We start from the raw sequence: 16,354 nt of genomic DNA, 5'->3' as shown, positions 1-16,354 counted from the left end.
AGCTTGTGCTCACGGTACGAGACCGGATGGCTCTTCGCAACAGCCGACGCATGCTTCAAGCGTGCCCCTGCTGCAACTCAGCCCCGCCAGCCTCGGCGATTCGTTTAGCCTGGTGCAAAGGCTGAGCTTTTCCCGGCTGGATGGCGCACCTGCGGGCGCGCAGTCACTGGATGCCTTGCTGGAAGCGGATTCGGATGCCGTCAGCCTGGCCGGCTTCGCACTGGGACAGCGCATATTAAGCATGCGCTGGGACGGTAATGCGATGCAGGCGCAGCGCCACCCACGCTTGCCGCCAGAGGCCGATCCGGCACGCATACTCAGCGACGTGCAACTGGTGTACTGGCCGGCAGCGGCGATTCGCCCTGCCCTGAGCGAAGGCTGGTCACTAGACGAAACACCGGATTCCCGCAGCCTGTCGCATTCCGGCAAACTCGTCGTCATGGTCAGCTACCGCACCACGCCAGACCGGACCGGTATTGTCATCCTGGAAAATCGGGTGGACGGCTACAGGCTGCAGATAGAGTCAAAGCTGCAATCTGCTGGAACTGTTCCATGACAAGCACCGTGAACAATATTTACCTCAACCAGATGGGCGTCATTTGCGCATTGGGTAATGGTGCACAGGAAGTCCGATCCGGCTTGTTTGCGGACTCGCCCGGCGGCGTGCGAAAAAATAATGCCCTGATCGCCGGCCGCAGCCTGTACCTGGGAGCCGTGAATACGCCACTGGAGGATATCAGCGAACTGCCAATCGAGCATCGCAGCCGCAACAACGCGCTCCTGCTGACCGCGCTGGCGCAGATACGTCCGCAAGTTGACGCGGCAATAGCGAAATACGGCAGGCACCGCACGGCCATTGTGCTGGGCACCAGTACCTCCGGTATCGGCGAAGCGGAACAGGCAGTTGCCCATCTCGTGCTTCACGGTGAACTGGCGCCGTCTTTCCATGTGGGACAGCAGGAGCTGGGATCGGCCGCAATTGCGCTAGCCGCGTTGCTCGGCATTTGCGGCCCGGCGATGGTGATATCCACCGCCTGCTCCTCCAGCGCCAAAGCAATGGCAAGCGCTGCCCGCCTGCTACGCACAGGACAGGCGGACGCCGTCATTAGCGGAGGCATGGATGCCCTATGCGCGTTTACCGTCGCCGGCTTTTCTGCGCTGGAGTCCGTCAGCACAGAACGTTGCAATCCGCTAAGCGCCAACCGTAATGGCATCAACATAGGCGAAGGCGGCGCATTGTTTCTAATGACGCGCGAACCGGGGCCGGTCAGGCTGGCAGGATGGGGGGAATCCTCGGATGCCCATCATATTTCCGCCCCGGCTCCCGACGGGCGCGGAGCATTGTCTGCAATGCAGCAGGCATTGCAGCGCGCGGATATCTCGCCGGAGCAAGTGGATTATGTCAACCTGCACGGCACTGCAACCCAGCAAAACGATGCGATGGAGAGCCTTGCAGTGCATGAGCTGTTCGGCATGCGTACCGCAACCAGCTCCACCAAACCTCTTACAGGCCATACGCTTGGAGGAGCCGGCGCACTGGAAGCAGCGTTATGCTGGCTGAGTCTGGTAGACAACGATAGAGGCAAACTCCCTCCTCACTGGTGGGACGGGCATACTGACCCTGCGTTGAAGCCCCTTAAGCTGGTACGCCCAAGCGACGAGCTGGGCCGGCCGCTGGACTATGTGCTCAGCAATTCTTTTGCTTTTGGCGGCAGCAACGCCAGCTTGATACTGGCGAGGACATGATGCGCGTTGCCGTTCGATATCCGATCAGTGAGATAGTGCCGCACGCTGGCAACATGAGCCTGCTGGATACTGCCGTTGAAGGCGATCAGGAAAGTCTGGTGGCGGAAGCAGTCATCCGCGACGGCAATCTGTTTTATGACGCGGCCAGCGCTGGAACTGGCGCCTGGATCGGCATCGAATACATGGCACAGACGGTGGCAGCCTGGGCCGGATGGCAGGCAAGGCTGCGGGGTGGTGAACCGCGGGTGGGTTATCTGCTGGGAACACGCCGCTACCACTGCAGTCGCAGCACCTTCCGCGCGGGCGAAACACTGAGAGTGGAAGTGCACAGGCAATTCCAGGCCGACAACGGCCTGGGCCAATTTGAGTGCCACATCACCATCGATGGCGAACAGGTTGCCAGTGCCGCACTGACCGTATTCGAACCGGCTGGCGGCGAAACAATTTTGGAGGTAGGCAAGGAATGAATGACAAGACCATTTTGGTCACGGGATCGAGCCGCGGCATAGGCCGGGCGATTGCTGTGCGCCTGGCGCAAGACGGCTACGACATTGTTCTGCATTGCCGTAGCCGTATCGAGGAAGCCGAGGCAGTCGCGGCGGATATTCGCCAGTTGGGCAGACAAGTGCGCCTGCTGCAGTTTGACGTGGCCGATCGCGATGCGGCAGCGAGGATTCTGCTCGAAGATGTTGAGACCCACGGCTGCTATTACGGCATCGTCTGCAACGCAGGCATCAGCCGCGACAACGCTTTCCCCGCAATGCCCGGTGCGGATTGGGATGCTGTAATCCATACCAATCTGGATAGTTTTTACAACGTATTGAATCCGCTCACGATGCCGCTGGTACGGCGTCGCAAACCCGGCCGTATCGTGACCTTGGCGTCTGTCTCCGGGCTGATGGGCAACCGTGGCCAGGTCAATTACAGCGCCGCCAAGGCCGGCATTATCGGTGCGACCAAGGCCCTCGCAGTAGAACTGGCCAGCCGCGCCATTACGGTGAACTGCGTAGCTCCCGGCCTGATCGATACCGAAATGGTGGAGCCCCACGTCCTGGAAGAAGCCTTGAAGATCATTCCCAGCAAGCGCATGGGCAAGCCGGAAGAAGTGGCGGCCCTGGTCAGTTTTTTAATGCATGAAGATGCTGCGTATATTACGCGGCAGGTTATTTCCATCAATGGAGGAATGATAGGATGAAGCGCGTAGTTGTCACAGGATTTGGCGCCATCAGTCCGCTGGGCCACGACTGGCCCACTGTGCTGGCCCAGCTCAAGACAGGGCGCAACTCGGTCAGGGCAATGCCTGAGTGGGCCGAGTATGAGGGCCTGCATACGATGGTGGGAGCGCCGGCCCTTCCGTTCGAGTTGCCGGCAGAACGCTATAGCCGCAAGACTACCCGAAGCATGGGAAAGGTCGCATTGATGGCGACCCGCGCCAGCGAAATTGCATTGCAGGACGCCGGCCTGCTTGACGACCCCATACTGAAAAGCGGCCAGGTCGGCATTGCCTATGGCTCGTCGTCAGGAACGCCCAAGGCGATAGGCGATTTCGGCAGGATGATGATGGACAAGACCACCGAAGGCATCAGTGCAACCACCTATATCAAGATGATGTCGCATACCGCTGCCGTCAACATCGGCGTGTTCTTCGGACTGACCGGCCGTATAGTGACTACCTCAAGCGCCTGCACCTCCGGCAGCCAGGGCATAGGCTACGCCTACGAGATGATACAGTCAGGCAAACAGGTCGCCATGCTGGCGGGCGGGGCCGAAGAGCTGGACGCCACTGAAGCGGCCGTATTCGACACATTGTTCGCCACCAGCGTCAAACATAACAAGACTCCGCAACTGACGCCACGCCCGTTCGATACCGCACGCGACGGCCTGGTGCTGGGTGAAGGCGCATGCACGCTGGTGCTGGAAGAAATGGAACACGCGCAGGCGCGCGGTGCAACAATGTATGCCGAAATTGTCGGTTATGGCACCAACAGCGATGGTCGCCATGTGACCCAGCCCAACGCCGAAACCATGGCTGTCGCCATCAAGCTGGCGTTGGCAGACGCAAATATGGATGCTGCCGCCATCCCCTACGTCAACGCCCACGGCACTGCGACTGACCACGGCGACATCGCCGAAACCCAGGCCACTCACAGCATCTTTGGCGAACGCATTGCCATTTCTTCGCTGAAAAGCTACATGGGACACACTCTCGGCGCTTGCGGCGCGCTGGAAGCATGGATGACGATAGAAATGATGCGTTGCGGCTGGTTTGCGCCCACACTAAACCTGGAAATGCTGGATCCGCGCTGCGGTGCACTCGACTACATACAGGGCGAAGGCAGAACCCTGGACACAGATATCGTCATGAGCAACAACTTTGCTTTTGGCGGCATTAATACTTCGTTGATTTTCAAACGTTTTTAACAATGTACTACCAGCTGACTTAATGCAAACTTCAACAGAAAGAAAAAAAATGAAAATAGCTCACCTCGCATCCATATTGACTGTTCTTATCCTCACAGCTTGCGCTGCCCATGTCACAAAACCGGAGTCCGAATTCAACCCGCCTCCGGCCAGCACGTTCAATCACTACAAGAATTTTGAACTACTCCCAGTCAACGAGCAAAAAGGCTGTGACAAGCAACACGGAGCGGACACCTTGTTCGCAAAACTGAACAGTCAGCTTAGTGTGCAGCTGGCGCCTAAGCTGGCGAATTGGAGTACGCAGAAATCAAGCGGGGCAGAGACACTGGTGATTGAGCCGGTCTGCACCAACGCTCGCCTGATTGGCGTTGCCGCCCGTATTTTCACCGGTCCATTCTCAGGCAGCTCCGTCATCGTGCTGTCGGTACGATATACCGAACGCAGTACCGGTAAAGTGATTGCAGAACCCGTGTTTTATCAACGAGCAGCAGCAGGCAGCGGTGGTTTCACTTTCGGCACCATGGACCAGATCATGATGAGCCGCATGACCAAACTCATTACTGACTACACAGTGAATAACTATAGTACGGCGGTAGGCGGACGTACCGGGCTGGAAAAAGAGGATGTGGCAACAAAAGACACACCGGCTTCATAAAAACAGCTTCAGCTTTCCATTGCACTTATTAATTCTTTTTGAGGAAAAAATGAAAAAATTACTCTGGATTCCAGTGTTAGCCGTTGCAGCTTTTGCCGCTCCCGCCATGGCCCGGGACACCACCCTGCACCTCCCTTTGTCCGATGTATTGCAAATGCCGGAAGCGAAAGAGAAGCTGGATAATTCGTTCAAATTTTTCCTGGCCGGACAGGCAACCCCGCGCGTACTGGAAAAATTGGGGGAAGGCGTTTCCAACCCCAAAACCAGCGGCTTTGCAAAGAGCGACGAAACCGGCTGCAAATGGGCCGCGCTTTCTGCACTGATCTCATTACAAAAATCCGCCAAGCGCGAGGGAGCTAACGCAGTGATCGACATCGTCAGCTTTTATAAAAAGCAGGAAGCCCGGAATGACATCACCTACGAATGCCATGCCGGCGCGATCATCGTAGGAGTAGCGTTGAAGGGAACTTACGCCAAGATTGCAGATTAGCGCCGGCCGTTTTCCATGCTGCGATACGCGCTCGTTCCAATGGTTTCCCTACCAGAAGGGGCAATCGACACCGCCTCTTCTTTTTTAAATCAAAAGGAAATGCTCCGGCTGGAAACACTGGCTGCGCCCTCCCGCCGCGAACAATTTGTCGCCGGCCGCTGGCTGGTTCGGCAGCTGCTGTGCGAAATGTTCGGCGGCAAACCCGCAAGCTGGAACTTGCACATCGCCAGCAGCGGCGCACCGGAGATATCTCCATTTCTCGGCGTGTACCCTTCCATATCCCACAGCGGACAATGGATTGCGGCCGCGATCTCAGATGCGCCGGTCGGTATCGATATAGAGCAGGTCTATCCTAAGCGTGATGTCGACGCCATCGCTGGCATAGTATGCTCCCCTTCGGAAATAGAAGGTCTGAAGCAAATTGGGCAAGAGCAAAAGCTGCGGGAATTTACGACGAAGTGGACTTTAAAAGAGGCCTGGCTGAAACGCGACGGCTGCGGGCTTGATTTTGCGCAGATGCGCAGCCTGGTTGCGCGCAGCGCCGGAATTGACGAAGCAAATGCCTGCAGCTGGCAGGCGGAAGGAGAGGTGGCAGTTGCCATTGTCAGCAAGCACATATTCTCCCTTGCAGCATCTGCCTTATCTACGCTGCCGCAATTACCTACTTACTGGGCCTTGGATAGCCTGAAACAGGTCCTAGACGGGCCTGAAACTCCTTCGAAGCCCGCGTGCTGAGCTTAAGTCAATCCCGCCTTCGCCAACTCATCCAGCAGCCAGCTGCGGAAAGCTTTTACCTGTGGCTTTTGCAGGCTATTCGGCCGATAAACCAGATAGTATGAATTCGGGCAAGGCACGGAGATATCCGAGACCCGCACCAGGTCGCCGGTTTTCAGATCGGTCTGTACGATGCTGTGCCTGCCCAGTGCAATGCCGTGCCCTTCCACCGCCGCCCGCACCAGCATGGAAGCATCCTGGAATACCAGGCCGCCGGTAGGTTCGGGCGTGTCCAGGCCGGCCGCGCGGAACCAGGGTTCCCAAGGCTCCTGGTCGCAGCGCAGCAGGTTGGCTTGCACCAGCTCCTTCGGCGTGCGCGGCAATTTGCCGTCGTTGAAGCGCGGGCTGGCAACTGGGTAATAGGTATCGTCCAGCATGTGCTCGCTGTCCAGCCCGGGGTAATAACCGCTGCCGAAACGGATGCCGATGTCGACCGATTCGCGGCTAAAGTCAATCAGGTTATTGCTGGATTCCAGGCTGACTTCCAGGTCTGGATAAGCTTCGATAAAACGACCCAGCCGCGGCGACAGCCACCTGGCCGCAAAAGACGGTAGCGCAGTCACCGACAGGCGCTTTTGCTTGTTCCTGCTTTTCAGCAAGTCCGCCGCCGCCGCAATACTTTGCAGCGCTGAACGTATGGTCTCGGCAAACTGCTCGCCATCAGCCGTGATGGCGATGCGCTTGCCGTGCCGGCTGAACAGCTGCACGCCTAATTCCTCCTCCAGTGAGCGCACCTGGTGACTGATCGCGCCATGAGTCACATGGATTTCCTCAGATGCACGGGAGAAATTTTGATGCCGCGCGGCAGCCTCAAAGGCACGCAGAGCGGCAAGATTGGGAAGGCGGCGGAAGTCACTCATCTATCAGGTCCTTATGACAAGAAAATGAAGCTATTGCGAATTTAATTAGCAAGAGAGTGGAATATTACTCGTTTTGAATGGAAACTATCAGCGACTACAATGATGTTATCGCACTGCAACATCCTTATTACACCACACTGCCAGTAGCGATACATCGATATCTATAGCTGCATAGCAAGAAACTGAAGGAGTAATAAAATGTTAGTTAAATTCGCAAAAGAATCATACACCATTCCAGCGGGCAAAGCCGTTTCCAGCAAACTGGACAGCCCACAGGCCATTGTTATTGCCAGCGGCCGTGTATGGCTGACAGTAGAAGGCGTGGAAGCCGATCACTGGCTGACAGCCGGTGAATCTTTCACCCTGCCGGCAGACCGTCTGATTGTGATTGAAGCAGACAAGCAAGCCAGCCTGATCGAAATGGCAACAGGCAAATTGCCGGCTCCCGCCGCTCAATTGCCAAAACGCCAAGCTTCCCATATCGGCGCCGGCAAAGCGCAAACTGCGTAAGATGCAGTCTGTGTAGACTGTTGGACGCCCCGCCATAGGGCCTACTCCAACAGTCGGTCAGCAGTAAAGCTGCATTTTGGTTACACTACAGCCTATGCAAGCAGCTCCCGCCATTTCCAGCATTCCCGTCATACGCCAGCGCGGTACCGAAGCATATCAAGCCAGCTTCGACGCAATGCGCGCTTTTACCGATGCCCGCACTGCCTCTACTGCCGACGAACTATGGATCGTCGAACACCCCCCTGTCTATACGCTGGGGCTGGGTGCGGACCGCTCCCATGTACTGGCGCCGCATGATATCCCCGTCATCCAGACCGACCGCGGCGGCGAAGTCACCTATCATGGCCCCGGCCAGGTCGTGATTTACCTTCTGGTGGATCTGCGCCGCGACCGGCCGCAGGCCCGCGTCTTTGCGCGGGAGTTCGTGCAAAAGATCGAGCAGGCAGTCATCGACACCCTGGCAGGGTATAATCTGGCCGGCGTGCGCAAGGCCGGCGCACCGGGCATCTATGTAGAAAGCGGCGTATGGCAAGGCGCCAAAATTGCTGCACTGGGCTTGAAGATACGCGGCAACGGCTGCACCTACCATGGGGTATCGCTGAACGTGGCGATGGATCTACAGCCTTTTTCCTGGATTAACCCCTGCGGCTATGAAGGCCTGGTGACGGTGGACATGCAGACGCTGGGCGTCACCGCATCCACGCAGGAAGTACAGACGGCACTGGCCCGCCGATTGCAGAACTCATTTACCGACATCGTTCAACGGAACGCAGCATCATGACAACCGAACAGACACCGCTTGCAGCGGCAGCTCCAACCTCAGCAACAGCAGCGTACAACCCCAATGAAAAGCAAAAAGGGGCCAGCAAGACCGCGCGCATTCCTATCAAGATCATCCCGATAGAGCGCCTGCCCAAGCCGGACTGGATACGCGTGAAGGCAGCTTCGCCGACCACCCGCTTTTATGAAATCAAGGACATCCTGCGCGCCAACAACCTGGTGACGGTATGCGAGGAAGCCTCCTGCCCAAACATCGGCGAATGCTTCGGCAAAGGCACCGCAACCTTCATGATCATGGGTGACAAATGCACGCGCCGCTGCCCGTTCTGCGACGTAGGCCACGGCCGCCCCGATCCGCTGGATGTCAACGAGCCGGAAAACCTGGCCAAGACCATCGCCCAGCTGCGCCTCAGCTATGTCGTCATCACTTCAGTGGACCGCGACGACCTGCGCGACGGCGGCGCCGCCCACTTTGCCGAGTGCATACGCAAGGTGCGTGAACTGTCGCCAATGACCCGTATCGAAATCCTGACACCGGATTTCCGCGGCCGCATGGACCGCGCGCTGGAAATCCTGAACGCCGCCCCGCCGGACGTCATGAACCACAATCTGGAAACCGCGCCGCGCCTGTACAAGGAAGCACGCCCGGGTTCCGACTATGAATATTCGCTGAACCTGCTGAAACGCTTCAAGGACATGCACCCCGATACGCCGACCAAATCCGGCATCATGGTCGGCCTGGGCGAAACCGATGAAGAAGTGCTGCAAGTGATGCGCGACATGCGCGCCCACAATGTGGACATGCTGACCATAGGCCAGTATCTGGCGCCTAGCGGCCATCACCTGCCGGTGCGCCGCTATGTGCACCCCGACACCTTCAAGATGTACGAAGAAGAGGCCTACAAAATGGGCTTCGCGCACGCGGCAGTCGGCGCGATGGTGCGTTCCAGCTACCACGCAGACCAGCAGGCGCATGAGGCTGACCAGAAAATGTAATTGATGCACTAACCTGCTGCATTCATGCAAAGGGCCTGCGCTGAATCAGCGGCAGGCCTTTTTTTTGATTTCGTCTACTTAGAAACCGGCGATAAACAAAGCCCTGAACAGGCGCAGTTTCACTCCCTGTACCTGATCCAGCCCCATCCTGCGCAGCAGTTTTTCAGGTATCTGCTGCGGCGCCAGCAATTGCTTCAGCACAGCCCAAACCAGCGAGACCGGATGCCGGCTCATGCCCTGCAGTTTTTGCAGTGCCCGCATGATTGCGAGTTCGTCTTTGTCAAAATCGCTGCCGAACGGCATATCCGGCAGCAGGCCGGCTTCCTTCCACGGCGCCAGCTTCGCCAGCAGCGTTGCCGGCGTATTGTTGCACTGGCCAGGCGGTATCAGATAATCCTTGGCGATCTTTCCATTGACCTTGGCCTGTTCCAGCAAACCCTGCTGGAAGCGCGAGTCGGTGATGGCCAGCATGCGCTTGATGCATTCATTGTCAGTCTGGCCACGCAGGTCGGCCACGCCGTATTCGGTAACGACGATGTCGCGCAGGTGTGCTGGTATGGTCGTCTGTCCGTAGTTCCACACGATATTCGATATCGGCTTGCCCTGCTGCGAGCGGCAAGCGCGCACCATCAGCACCGAGCGCGCATCCGGCAGGGTATGCGCCATCGCAATCAGGTTATATTGCCCGCCTACGCCGCTGACGACCCTGCCGGACGCCAGACTATCCGAAGCAGCAGCACCGCGCAGGCTGGCGATCATCGCCGTGTTGATGAAACGCGCGTCGCGCCTCTGCAGACTGGCCAGGCGCTCATGACCATACAGCGCATTGATGAAGCTGATGCGGCTCATGCCTATCTTGCCGCGCATGGCGGGGCTGAGTTCGTGCAGCGCCTGGTAGAAATCTGTGGGACCGAGGAAAAAGCCGCCATGCATCAGCACGCCGCCTTTCAATTTTTGCCCCAGGTTCAGCTGCCCCTCTTCATCGGTAATGCCATACTTTTTCAACAGGACGGCGTCGGCACTGGTCGGCACTTGCGAAATGACGCCATGCGCGCGCAACACCGTCAATGTCTCCGCGGCGACGACATCCTGCAGCTTGCCGGCATTGATCAGCGCCTGCAATCCTTCATGGTCATAGACTTCGCGGCGGATGATGCCGGCCTGTATCAGTTTCATCAGGCCGTTGGCAAACATCTCGCTGCAGCCGTATAAACCCTGCGCGAAGCGGCCGGTGTGCACAGACTGCGGCAATGCTGCATCACCGAACAGGGAGCCGATAATCTTGCAGTACGCCTCGTTGTCCTGCTCACGCACGATCAGCGCCTGCGCAATGGCGTCGCCATGCGCGCCTATGCCTATCTGCAGCGTACCGCCATCCTTGACGAAGGCGCTGGCGTACAGGCCGATGGCATAGTCCTGCAGGGATACCGGCAGGTTGGGCGATGCAAACGGCTGGTGGGTGCCGGCCGGATCGCGCAGCAATAAATCGAAATCCGCCGCGGGCACCACGGCATCGTTTTCCATGAAAGGCAGCTTGCGGTTGCAGCAACCGACGACATACACCGGGTGCGCAGTTTGCGCGGCCAGGTCGAACAGGTCCAGCGTCACTTCCGGGTTGCCGGACAGCGAATACCTTTCCGTATCGCCGCTATCGTCCACCGCCACCGCCTGCGCGATAACGTTCAGCCCTTGCAGCAGCATGTCGCGCGCCACGCTGTTGTAATTGCTGTACACATAATGCTGCTGCGTATAGTCTTCCGTCACCGACGCGCCGGGCTTCATGAAGAATTCAATGACATCGATATTGGCCGGCAGCGTATTGCTGCGGCGTGCGGCAATATAGTCGAGGTCTTCATATTCGCTGAATACGCGGGCGACAAAAGGATCGATGAAGCGTTTTTCCAGCTCGCTGGCGCCGAACGGCTTCTCCAGCGACAGCGCGGTAATGATCTTCAGATGGATGTCGGGGTGCCGCTGCGCCCGGCGGTAGAGCGCGTTAAGGAAGCGGTTAGGCTTGCCTATGCCTAGCGGCGTGCCGACGACGATGTGCTTGCCTACCGCGCTGAGCAGTGCATCAACTGCCTGCTCGGTATCGTCCAGATAAAGGGCTTGCTTCAAGAAGGCGACTCCTGCCAGGATTGCAATGAAGCATATCTTAGCAGGAGTATCAGCAGGTGCAAGCAGGTCGCGCTCAGGCTGCCTTGCGTTTATCCGATTCCTGCTTTTGATGCAGGTCGGCTTCGACGCCGAAATCCTGCGGAAAATCATCGACCTGCACCACGCGGTCACCATAGCTGGCAAACTCTGCCAGCACGCTTTGTTCGTGGCCATTGATCGCGCCTTTTTCTGCAGCAATGCTGATCCATTGCTGCATGTCGATGAAACTTTGCGGCATAGGCGCCAGATTGCCGGCATGAATGGCATCTTTCAGGCGTTTTTCTATCATGTTCACCTGCGGTAGCAATTGCAGCGCCATTTCTCCATACGTGCCCGGGTCGGCGCTCACCTTGGACATGAAGGTGTCTGCCAGCAGGCGCTCGCGGCTGTCGCCGGCTACCTGCATGGCATCCGCCACTTCCATGCCCAATGCATCCGAAGGTCTTGCATAAGGCCTGCCAAACGGAAAGGCCAGGAAACGCAGCAACCCTGCAATGAAAACATTAGGGAAGTTCTCCAGCACACCCAGCAAAGCTTCCTGCGCCTGGTATAGCGCATCCTGGATGGACCAGTGCACGTATGGCAAGTCTGTTTCCTGCATGCCCTCATCCTCGTAGCGTTTCAGCGTGCAGCTGACCAGATACATCTGCGACAGCACGTCGCCCAGCCTGGCGGAGATGCTTTCGCGCCGCTTCAACGAACCGCCGAGGACAAACATCGACGCATCCGTCACCAGCGCAAATACCGCGGACAAGCGGCCTACTGCCTGGTAGTACTCGTCCACTTCGTCATCGGCCTGCTGCGGCGCCGGCGCGGCATGGCCGCCTGTCACTGCGTAGACAATGGTGCGCGCCAGGTTGGCAAATACAAAGCCGACATGGCCGAAGAAGGCATCATCAAAATCATGCAGGCCCTTGCGCGCGTCGGGCTCTGTGGTGGCATGCATTTCCTTCAGCACAAAGGGATGGCAGCGTATCGCGCCCTGGCCGAAGATGATCAGGCAGCGGGTCAGGATGTTCGCGCCTTCCACCGTGATGGCAATCGGCACCTGCTGGTAAGCCCGTGCCAGGAAATTGTTCGGCCCCATACAGATGCCCTTGCCACCGGCGATATCCATGCCGTTGTTGACGATCACGCGCGCCCTTTCGGTCACATGGTATTTGGCGATTGCGGAAATCACCGCAGGCTTTTCACCGCTGTCTATCGCCAGCGCGGAAATTTTGCGCACCGCATCCATCATGTACAGGTTGCCCCCCATACGGGCCAGCGCCTCCTGCACGCCTTCAAACTTGCCGATGGCCGTATGGAACTGCTTGCGGAAGGCGACATAGGCACTGGTGCCGCGCACGACGAATTTGGAAGAGCCGACGTTGGAAGAAGGCAGCGAAATCGCGCGCCCGGCCGCCAGGCATTCCATCAGCATGCGCCAGCCCTTGCCTATCTGCTCCTTGCCCCCGATGACCCAGTCCATGGGAATGAACACGTCTTCGCCCGAGGTGGGTCCATTCTGGAATACCGCATTCAGCGGCCAGTGGCGGCGGCCGGTGACGACACCCTGGTGTTTGGTCGGTATCAGCGCGCAGGTAATGCCAACGTCTTCGGTAGCGCCCAGCAGCCGGTCCGGATCGCTGACGCGGAAAGCCAGGCCCAGCAGGCTGGCCACGGGACCCAGCGTGATATAGCGCTTATGCCAGGTGACGCGAAAACCCAGCGTGTCCACGCCATTGAAATTTTGGCGGCACACGATGCCGATATCGGGAATAGCCGCTGCATCGGAACCTGCATATGGGCTGGTCAACGCAAAACAGGGAATTTCGCTGCCCTTTGCCAGGCGCGGCAGGTAGTAATTTTTTTGCTCTTCGGTGCCGTAATGCAGCAGTAGTTCCGCCGGGCCCAGCGAATTGGGCACCATGACGGACACCGCCAGCGCCGAGCAGCGCGACGACAGTTTCATGATGACCTGGGAGTGCATATAGGCAGAAAATTCCTTGCCGCCGTAGCGCTTGGGAATAATCATGCCGAGGAAGCCCTTGTCCTTGATGAACTGCCAGGCCGCGGGCGGCAGGTCTTGCCATACCTGCGTGGTCTCCCAGTCGTTGACCATCTCGCACAATTGCTCCACCTCATTGTCCAGGAAGGCCTGTTCTTCATCGCTGAGTTTGGCCTGTGGCAGCTCCAGCAGCTTGTTCCAGCGTGGCTTGCCGGAAAACAGCTCGGCGTCCCACCAGGTCGTGCCGGCTTCCAGCGCATCGCGCTCGGTGTCCGACATCTGCGGCAGTATGCGCTTGAATATCTTGAAGATGGTGGGGGTGACCAGCGAACGTCGCAGCGATTTGACGGCGATCAGCGCCATCGGCACAAACAGCAATAACGCCCATATCACGAGCCCGAAGCCGGCTATGACATTGGCAGCATAGCCCGCGCCCAGCCAGACTACCGCCGCGCCGAACCAGAACCACGCACCCGCCTGCACGTAGCACAGCGCCAGGAACGCGATTATCAATACACATAGCCACCAGATCATGGAATCACCTTTTGTCGTTTTATGGACGGGCGGTCAGGTCATCCTCGCTGGCCGCGTCACTTTTTCCTTAGTGACACGATGCACCTGAGCACGTTTGGCATCGGTGCGGCAGCTAACGGTGCAGAAAAGTTAAGAGAGGGAAAAATGATCCGGGGAAAGCACAAAGCGGAAAGGCAATGATTGCGGCTGCTTCATGAGTGTGCTTGATGAGTATGCTTGATAAGGCTGCTGCGGCTTGCTGCTCAGGCGGCGGCTTTCAGCAGCAATCCGGCAGCGACCACCAGCAGCATCATGGCAAACCCGCGCTGTATGGCGCGCGCGCTTACCCGTCTTGCAAACAGGCGCCCGGCCAGCATCCCGGTGGCGGTGGCCATGACAAACGGCAGTGTAAACTCCAGCGGAATGGCGGCCCCGTGCTGCAAGGCGCTGCCGACTGCCGCTGCGCCTACCAGCGCAATGACCAGCAGCGATGTTGCCACTGCGCCGTGCATGCTCACATTGGTGAAACGCCGCAGCATGGGCACGATGACAAAACCGCCGCCCACACCCAGCAAGCCGGTACAAAAACCGGCCAGCCCGCCGATGGCGCCTATCATCAGCCCGGTGGACCAGGTCCAATCAAAACGGCCGGTCTGGGTATTGACGCGGCATACTGCCTGCCTGTGTTCATCGTTGCCCTCCGGCACCTGATGCTGCCTGAGCAGGCGCACCGAGATGATGACCAGTACGACGGCGAAGACGATCATCAGCCACTGCTGTGACATCGCATGTGCGACCCGCACGCCCAGCGCAGTAAAAGGCAGGCCGACCAGCGCCATGACCGTGGCTGCACGATAGCGCACCAGTTTTTTTCTCAGGCCCTCTACCGCGCCCACCGCCGCGCCGCCGGTGACGGCCAGCAGCGCCACCGGCATTGCCTGCTGCATGGTCCATCCCAGCCCTGCCACCAGGGCCGGCACCGCAATACTGCCGCCGCCGGCGCCCGTCAGGCCCATGACGGAACCAACCAGAACGCCGAGAAAGAGCGAAACGAATATGGTGATCATTATGTGCCACTCCAGCCCGCACCAGGCGGGCAATTCCTGCTGTCCAGGAAGTTTATATAGCTGTATTGACGCTGGCACCCGCGCTGCCACCATCGCTACCACCCTTTTGAGGTGTCTGCATCAGTTCAAACGCCAGCATGCCCACCAGCATGGCAGCAACAAACACCACGGCCTTGCCCGCGCCCATGCCCAGGCTTGCCCCCAGCAACACCAGTGCGGGGCCCGGACAGATGCCCGCCAGCCCCCAGCCTATGCCGAACATCAGGCTGCCCACTACAAGGCGGCGGTCCACCATCGTCGCCTGCGGCCACTGCATGCTAAGGCCCAGCAAGGACTTGCTGCGCCGTTTTGCGATGGCAAAGGCGACGCTGCCCACCGCTATTGCGCCGCCCATGACCAATGCCAGCGAAGGGTCCCAGCGCCCGGCCAGATCAAGGAAACCGAGCACCTTGGCGGGATTGGCCATGCCGGCCACGATCAGACCTATACCGAACAGCAATCCCGCAAAACCTGACAACAGTATATTCATCATGCGGCTCCCAGCAAGTGGCGCAACACATAGACAGTGGCAAAACCCGCCGCCATGAACAGCAAGGTTGCCGCCAGCGAACGCGGCGACAGGCGCGACAGCCCGCAAACGCCATGCCCGCTGGTGCAGCCGGAACCGTAACGGGTACCGAAACCGACCAGCAAGCCGGCAATGACCAGCACCGGCCAGGAAGCATCCACGCTGCTCTCCGGCAAGGCGGCAAACAGTTGATATGCCAGCGGCGAGATCACCAGGCCCATCATGAAAGCAATACGCCAGCCGCGTTGCCCGTCGGTCGGTCGGAACAAGCCGCCGACGATGCCGCTGATGCCGGCGATGCGCCCGCTGAACAGCATCAGCAGGGCGGCGGCGAGGCCGATCAGCGCACCGCCCAGCAGCGCTGCATAGGGCGTGAAACTATTCCAGGCTATCGTCACGGCATGTCCTTCATGGTTTCTGCGTTGTTTCTGCGTTAACCGGGTGTCCAGGGGAAACGCCGTCTTGCGGGCAGTACAGGCCATATAGCATGGTGAGCAGCACCAGCACCCTAGGGTCGGCAATCGAATAGAAAATGCGCTTGCCGTCGCGCCGCGTACTGACCAGCGCCTGGTTGCGCAGCACGCCCAGCTGCTGCGACAGTGTGGGCTGGCGGATATCCAGGCTTTGTTCCAGTTCGCCGACTGCCTGCTCGCCCTGGCTCAGCTGGCACAGCAACAGCAGGCGGTCCGGATTGGCGAGCGCAGACAGCACGGCGCTCGCTTCAGCGGCGGCGGCGCGCATCAATGCGATGCTGGGGGCGTTGCCGGTATGGTCGGCGATGGTTTCCATAGTATTTGACGTGTTTCAGGTATTTTTTGCCTTGCAAA

Annotated in this window: 18 protein-coding genes; 11 read left to right on the top strand and 7 right to left on the bottom strand. The window is 58.7% G+C overall.

The window, feature by feature from the left end; translation table 11 throughout:
* Window positions 1-61 precede the first annotated feature (61 nt).
* The 8 genes from ACO0LO_RS27425 to ACO0LO_RS27390 are packed head-to-tail and all read left to right on the top strand — an operon-like array spanning window position 62 to window position 6,047.
* Window positions 62-556, top strand: a complete 495-nt coding sequence (locus ACO0LO_RS27425) for a DUF3261 domain-containing protein (protein WP_422969442.1) — start codon at window positions 62-64, stop codon at window positions 554-556.
* Window positions 553-1,746: a beta-ketoacyl-ACP synthase gene (locus tag ACO0LO_RS27420; RefSeq protein WP_422969440.1), complete on the top strand. Its 1,194-nt coding sequence runs from the start codon at window positions 553-555 to the stop codon at window positions 1,744-1,746. Before ACO0LO_RS27425 ends, ACO0LO_RS27420 begins: the two co-directional genes overlap by 4 nt.
* The gene (locus tag ACO0LO_RS27415) at window positions 1,743-2,213 is read left to right on the top strand and encodes a 3-hydroxylacyl-ACP dehydratase (RefSeq protein ID WP_422969438.1); all 471 of its coding nucleotides are present in this window, start codon (window positions 1,743-1,745) and stop codon (window positions 2,211-2,213) included. The genes ACO0LO_RS27420 and ACO0LO_RS27415 overlap by 4 nt, the downstream gene beginning before the upstream one ends.
* Complete coding sequence (gene fabG, locus ACO0LO_RS27410; RefSeq protein ID WP_422969436.1) at window positions 2,210-2,941, top strand: 3-oxoacyl-ACP reductase FabG; 732 nt, start codon at window positions 2,210-2,212, stop codon at window positions 2,939-2,941. The genes ACO0LO_RS27415 and fabG overlap by 4 nt, the downstream gene beginning before the upstream one ends.
* Window positions 2,938-4,167: a beta-ketoacyl-ACP synthase gene (locus ACO0LO_RS27405; protein ID WP_422969434.1), complete on the top strand. Its 1,230-nt coding sequence runs from the start codon at window positions 2,938-2,940 to the stop codon at window positions 4,165-4,167. Before fabG ends, ACO0LO_RS27405 begins: the two co-directional genes overlap by 4 nt.
* Window positions 4,168-4,189: 22 nt before the next feature.
* Window positions 4,190-4,822 (top strand): hypothetical protein, encoded by a 633-nt coding sequence (locus ACO0LO_RS27400; protein WP_422969433.1) that lies wholly within the window; start codon window positions 4,190-4,192, stop codon window positions 4,820-4,822.
* Window positions 4,791-5,312 carry an excinuclease ATPase subunit gene (locus ACO0LO_RS27395; RefSeq protein ID WP_422969431.1) on the top strand — a complete coding sequence of 174 codons (522 nt, stop codon included), beginning with the start codon at window positions 4,791-4,793 and terminating at the stop codon, window positions 5,310-5,312. Before ACO0LO_RS27400 ends, ACO0LO_RS27395 begins: the two co-directional genes overlap by 32 nt.
* Before the next feature lie 15 nt (window positions 5,313-5,327).
* A complete protein-coding gene (locus ACO0LO_RS27390; protein ID WP_422969429.1) occupies window positions 5,328-6,047 on the top strand; it encodes a 4'-phosphopantetheinyl transferase family protein in 720 nt (239 codons plus the stop codon).
* Window positions 6,048-6,049: 2 nt separating this feature from the next.
* Here ACO0LO_RS27390 and gcvA read toward each other — a convergent pair whose 3' ends face one another.
* Window positions 6,050-6,946 carry a transcriptional regulator GcvA gene (gcvA, locus tag ACO0LO_RS27385; protein WP_422969427.1) on the bottom strand — a complete coding sequence of 299 codons (897 nt, stop codon included), beginning with the start codon at window positions 6,944-6,946 and terminating at the stop codon, window positions 6,050-6,052.
* Window positions 6,947-7,144: 198 nt separating this feature from the next.
* Here gcvA and ACO0LO_RS27380 point away from each other — a divergent pair, with 198 nt between their 5' ends.
* The 3 genes from ACO0LO_RS27380 (at window position 7,145) to lipA (ending at window position 9,232) form a co-directional block, all read left to right on the top strand.
* Window positions 7,145-7,456: a DUF2917 domain-containing protein gene (locus tag ACO0LO_RS27380; protein WP_422969425.1), complete on the top strand. Its 312-nt coding sequence runs from the start codon at window positions 7,145-7,147 to the stop codon at window positions 7,454-7,456.
* A gap of 94 nt (window positions 7,457-7,550) precedes the next feature.
* Window positions 7,551-8,237, top strand: coding sequence for a lipoyl(octanoyl) transferase LipB (lipB, locus tag ACO0LO_RS27375; RefSeq protein ID WP_422969423.1), 687 nt, complete (start codon window positions 7,551-7,553; stop codon window positions 8,235-8,237).
* Complete coding sequence (gene lipA / locus ACO0LO_RS27370; protein WP_422969421.1) at window positions 8,234-9,232, top strand: lipoyl synthase; 999 nt, start codon at window positions 8,234-8,236, stop codon at window positions 9,230-9,232. Before lipB ends, lipA begins: the two co-directional genes overlap by 4 nt.
* Window positions 9,233-9,310: 78 nt before the next feature.
* On the opposite strand, the gene ACO0LO_RS27365 is transcribed toward lipA, so the two are convergent.
* From ACO0LO_RS27365 to ACO0LO_RS27340, 6 genes are all read right to left on the bottom strand, one after another.
* The gene (locus tag ACO0LO_RS27365) at window positions 9,311-11,350 is read right to left on the bottom strand and encodes an acetyl-CoA hydrolase/transferase C-terminal domain-containing protein (RefSeq protein WP_422969420.1); all 2,040 of its coding nucleotides are present in this window, start codon (window positions 11,348-11,350) and stop codon (window positions 9,311-9,313) included.
* A gap of 73 nt (window positions 11,351-11,423) precedes the next feature.
* The gene (locus tag ACO0LO_RS27360) at window positions 11,424-13,913 is read right to left on the bottom strand and encodes an acyl-CoA dehydrogenase (protein WP_422969418.1); all 2,490 of its coding nucleotides are present in this window, start codon (window positions 13,911-13,913) and stop codon (window positions 11,424-11,426) included.
* A gap of 242 nt (window positions 13,914-14,155) precedes the next feature.
* Complete coding sequence (locus ACO0LO_RS27355; protein ID WP_422969496.1) at window positions 14,156-14,950, bottom strand: sulfite exporter TauE/SafE family protein; 795 nt, start codon at window positions 14,948-14,950, stop codon at window positions 14,156-14,158.
* A gap of 61 nt (window positions 14,951-15,011) precedes the next feature.
* Entirely contained in the window at window positions 15,012-15,488 is a 477-nt protein-coding gene (locus ACO0LO_RS27350; RefSeq protein WP_422969494.1) for a DUF6691 family protein, read from the bottom strand.
* Window positions 15,488-15,925 (bottom strand): YeeE/YedE family protein, encoded by a 438-nt coding sequence (locus ACO0LO_RS27345; protein WP_422969416.1) that lies wholly within the window; start codon window positions 15,923-15,925, stop codon window positions 15,488-15,490. Before ACO0LO_RS27345 ends, ACO0LO_RS27350 begins: the two co-directional genes overlap by 1 nt.
* A gap of 10 nt (window positions 15,926-15,935) precedes the next feature.
* Window positions 15,936-16,316 carry a metalloregulator ArsR/SmtB family transcription factor gene (locus ACO0LO_RS27340; protein WP_422969414.1) on the bottom strand — a complete coding sequence of 127 codons (381 nt, stop codon included), beginning with the start codon at window positions 16,314-16,316 and terminating at the stop codon, window positions 15,936-15,938.
* Window positions 16,317-16,354 lie beyond the last annotated feature (38 nt).

This window comes from Undibacterium sp. TJN25, from assembly GCF_049339885.1.
Classification (GTDB): domain Bacteria; phylum Pseudomonadota; class Gammaproteobacteria; order Burkholderiales; family Burkholderiaceae_D; genus Undibacterium.
This window is presented reverse-complemented; position numbering and strand designations above follow the sequence as displayed.

What these genes read in the sequence shown, in the direction of transcription:
- ACO0LO_RS27420 (WP_422969440.1), top strand. Translation starts at nt 553, where the DNA reads ATGACAAGCACCGTGAACAATATTTACCTCAACCAGATGGGCGTCATT.
- ACO0LO_RS27415 (WP_422969438.1), top strand. Translation starts at nt 1,743, where the DNA reads ATGATGCGCGTTGCCGTTCGATATCCGATCAGTGAGATAGTGCCGCAC.
- fabG (WP_422969436.1), top strand. Translation starts at nt 2,210, where the DNA reads ATGAATGACAAGACCATTTTGGTCACGGGATCGAGCCGCGGCATAGGC.
- ACO0LO_RS27405 (WP_422969434.1), top strand. Translation starts at nt 2,938, where the DNA reads ATGAAGCGCGTAGTTGTCACAGGATTTGGCGCCATCAGTCCGCTGGGC.
- ACO0LO_RS27400 (WP_422969433.1), top strand. Translation starts at nt 4,190, where the DNA reads ATGCAAACTTCAACAGAAAGAAAAAAAATGAAAATAGCTCACCTCGCA.
- ACO0LO_RS27395 (WP_422969431.1), top strand. Translation starts at nt 4,791, where the DNA reads ATGTGGCAACAAAAGACACACCGGCTTCATAAAAACAGCTTCAGCTTT.
- ACO0LO_RS27390 (WP_422969429.1), top strand. Translation starts at nt 5,328, where the DNA reads ATGCTGCGATACGCGCTCGTTCCAATGGTTTCCCTACCAGAAGGGGCA.
- gcvA (WP_422969427.1), bottom strand. Translation starts at nt 6,946, where the DNA reads ATGAGTGACTTCCGCCGCCTTCCCAATCTTGCCGCTCTGCGTGCCTTT.
- ACO0LO_RS27380 (WP_422969425.1), top strand. Translation starts at nt 7,145, where the DNA reads ATGTTAGTTAAATTCGCAAAAGAATCATACACCATTCCAGCGGGCAAA.
- lipB (WP_422969423.1), top strand. Translation starts at nt 7,551, where the DNA reads ATGCAAGCAGCTCCCGCCATTTCCAGCATTCCCGTCATACGCCAGCGC.
- lipA (WP_422969421.1), top strand. Translation starts at nt 8,234, where the DNA reads ATGACAACCGAACAGACACCGCTTGCAGCGGCAGCTCCAACCTCAGCA.
- ACO0LO_RS27360 (WP_422969418.1), bottom strand. Translation starts at nt 13,913, where the DNA reads ATGATCTGGTGGCTATGTGTATTGATAATCGCGTTCCTGGCGCTGTGC.
- ACO0LO_RS27350 (WP_422969494.1), bottom strand. Translation starts at nt 15,488, where the DNA reads ATGAATATACTGTTGTCAGGTTTTGCGGGATTGCTGTTCGGTATAGGT.
- ACO0LO_RS27340 (WP_422969414.1), bottom strand. Translation starts at nt 16,316, where the DNA reads ATGGAAACCATCGCCGACCATACCGGCAACGCCCCCAGCATCGCATTG.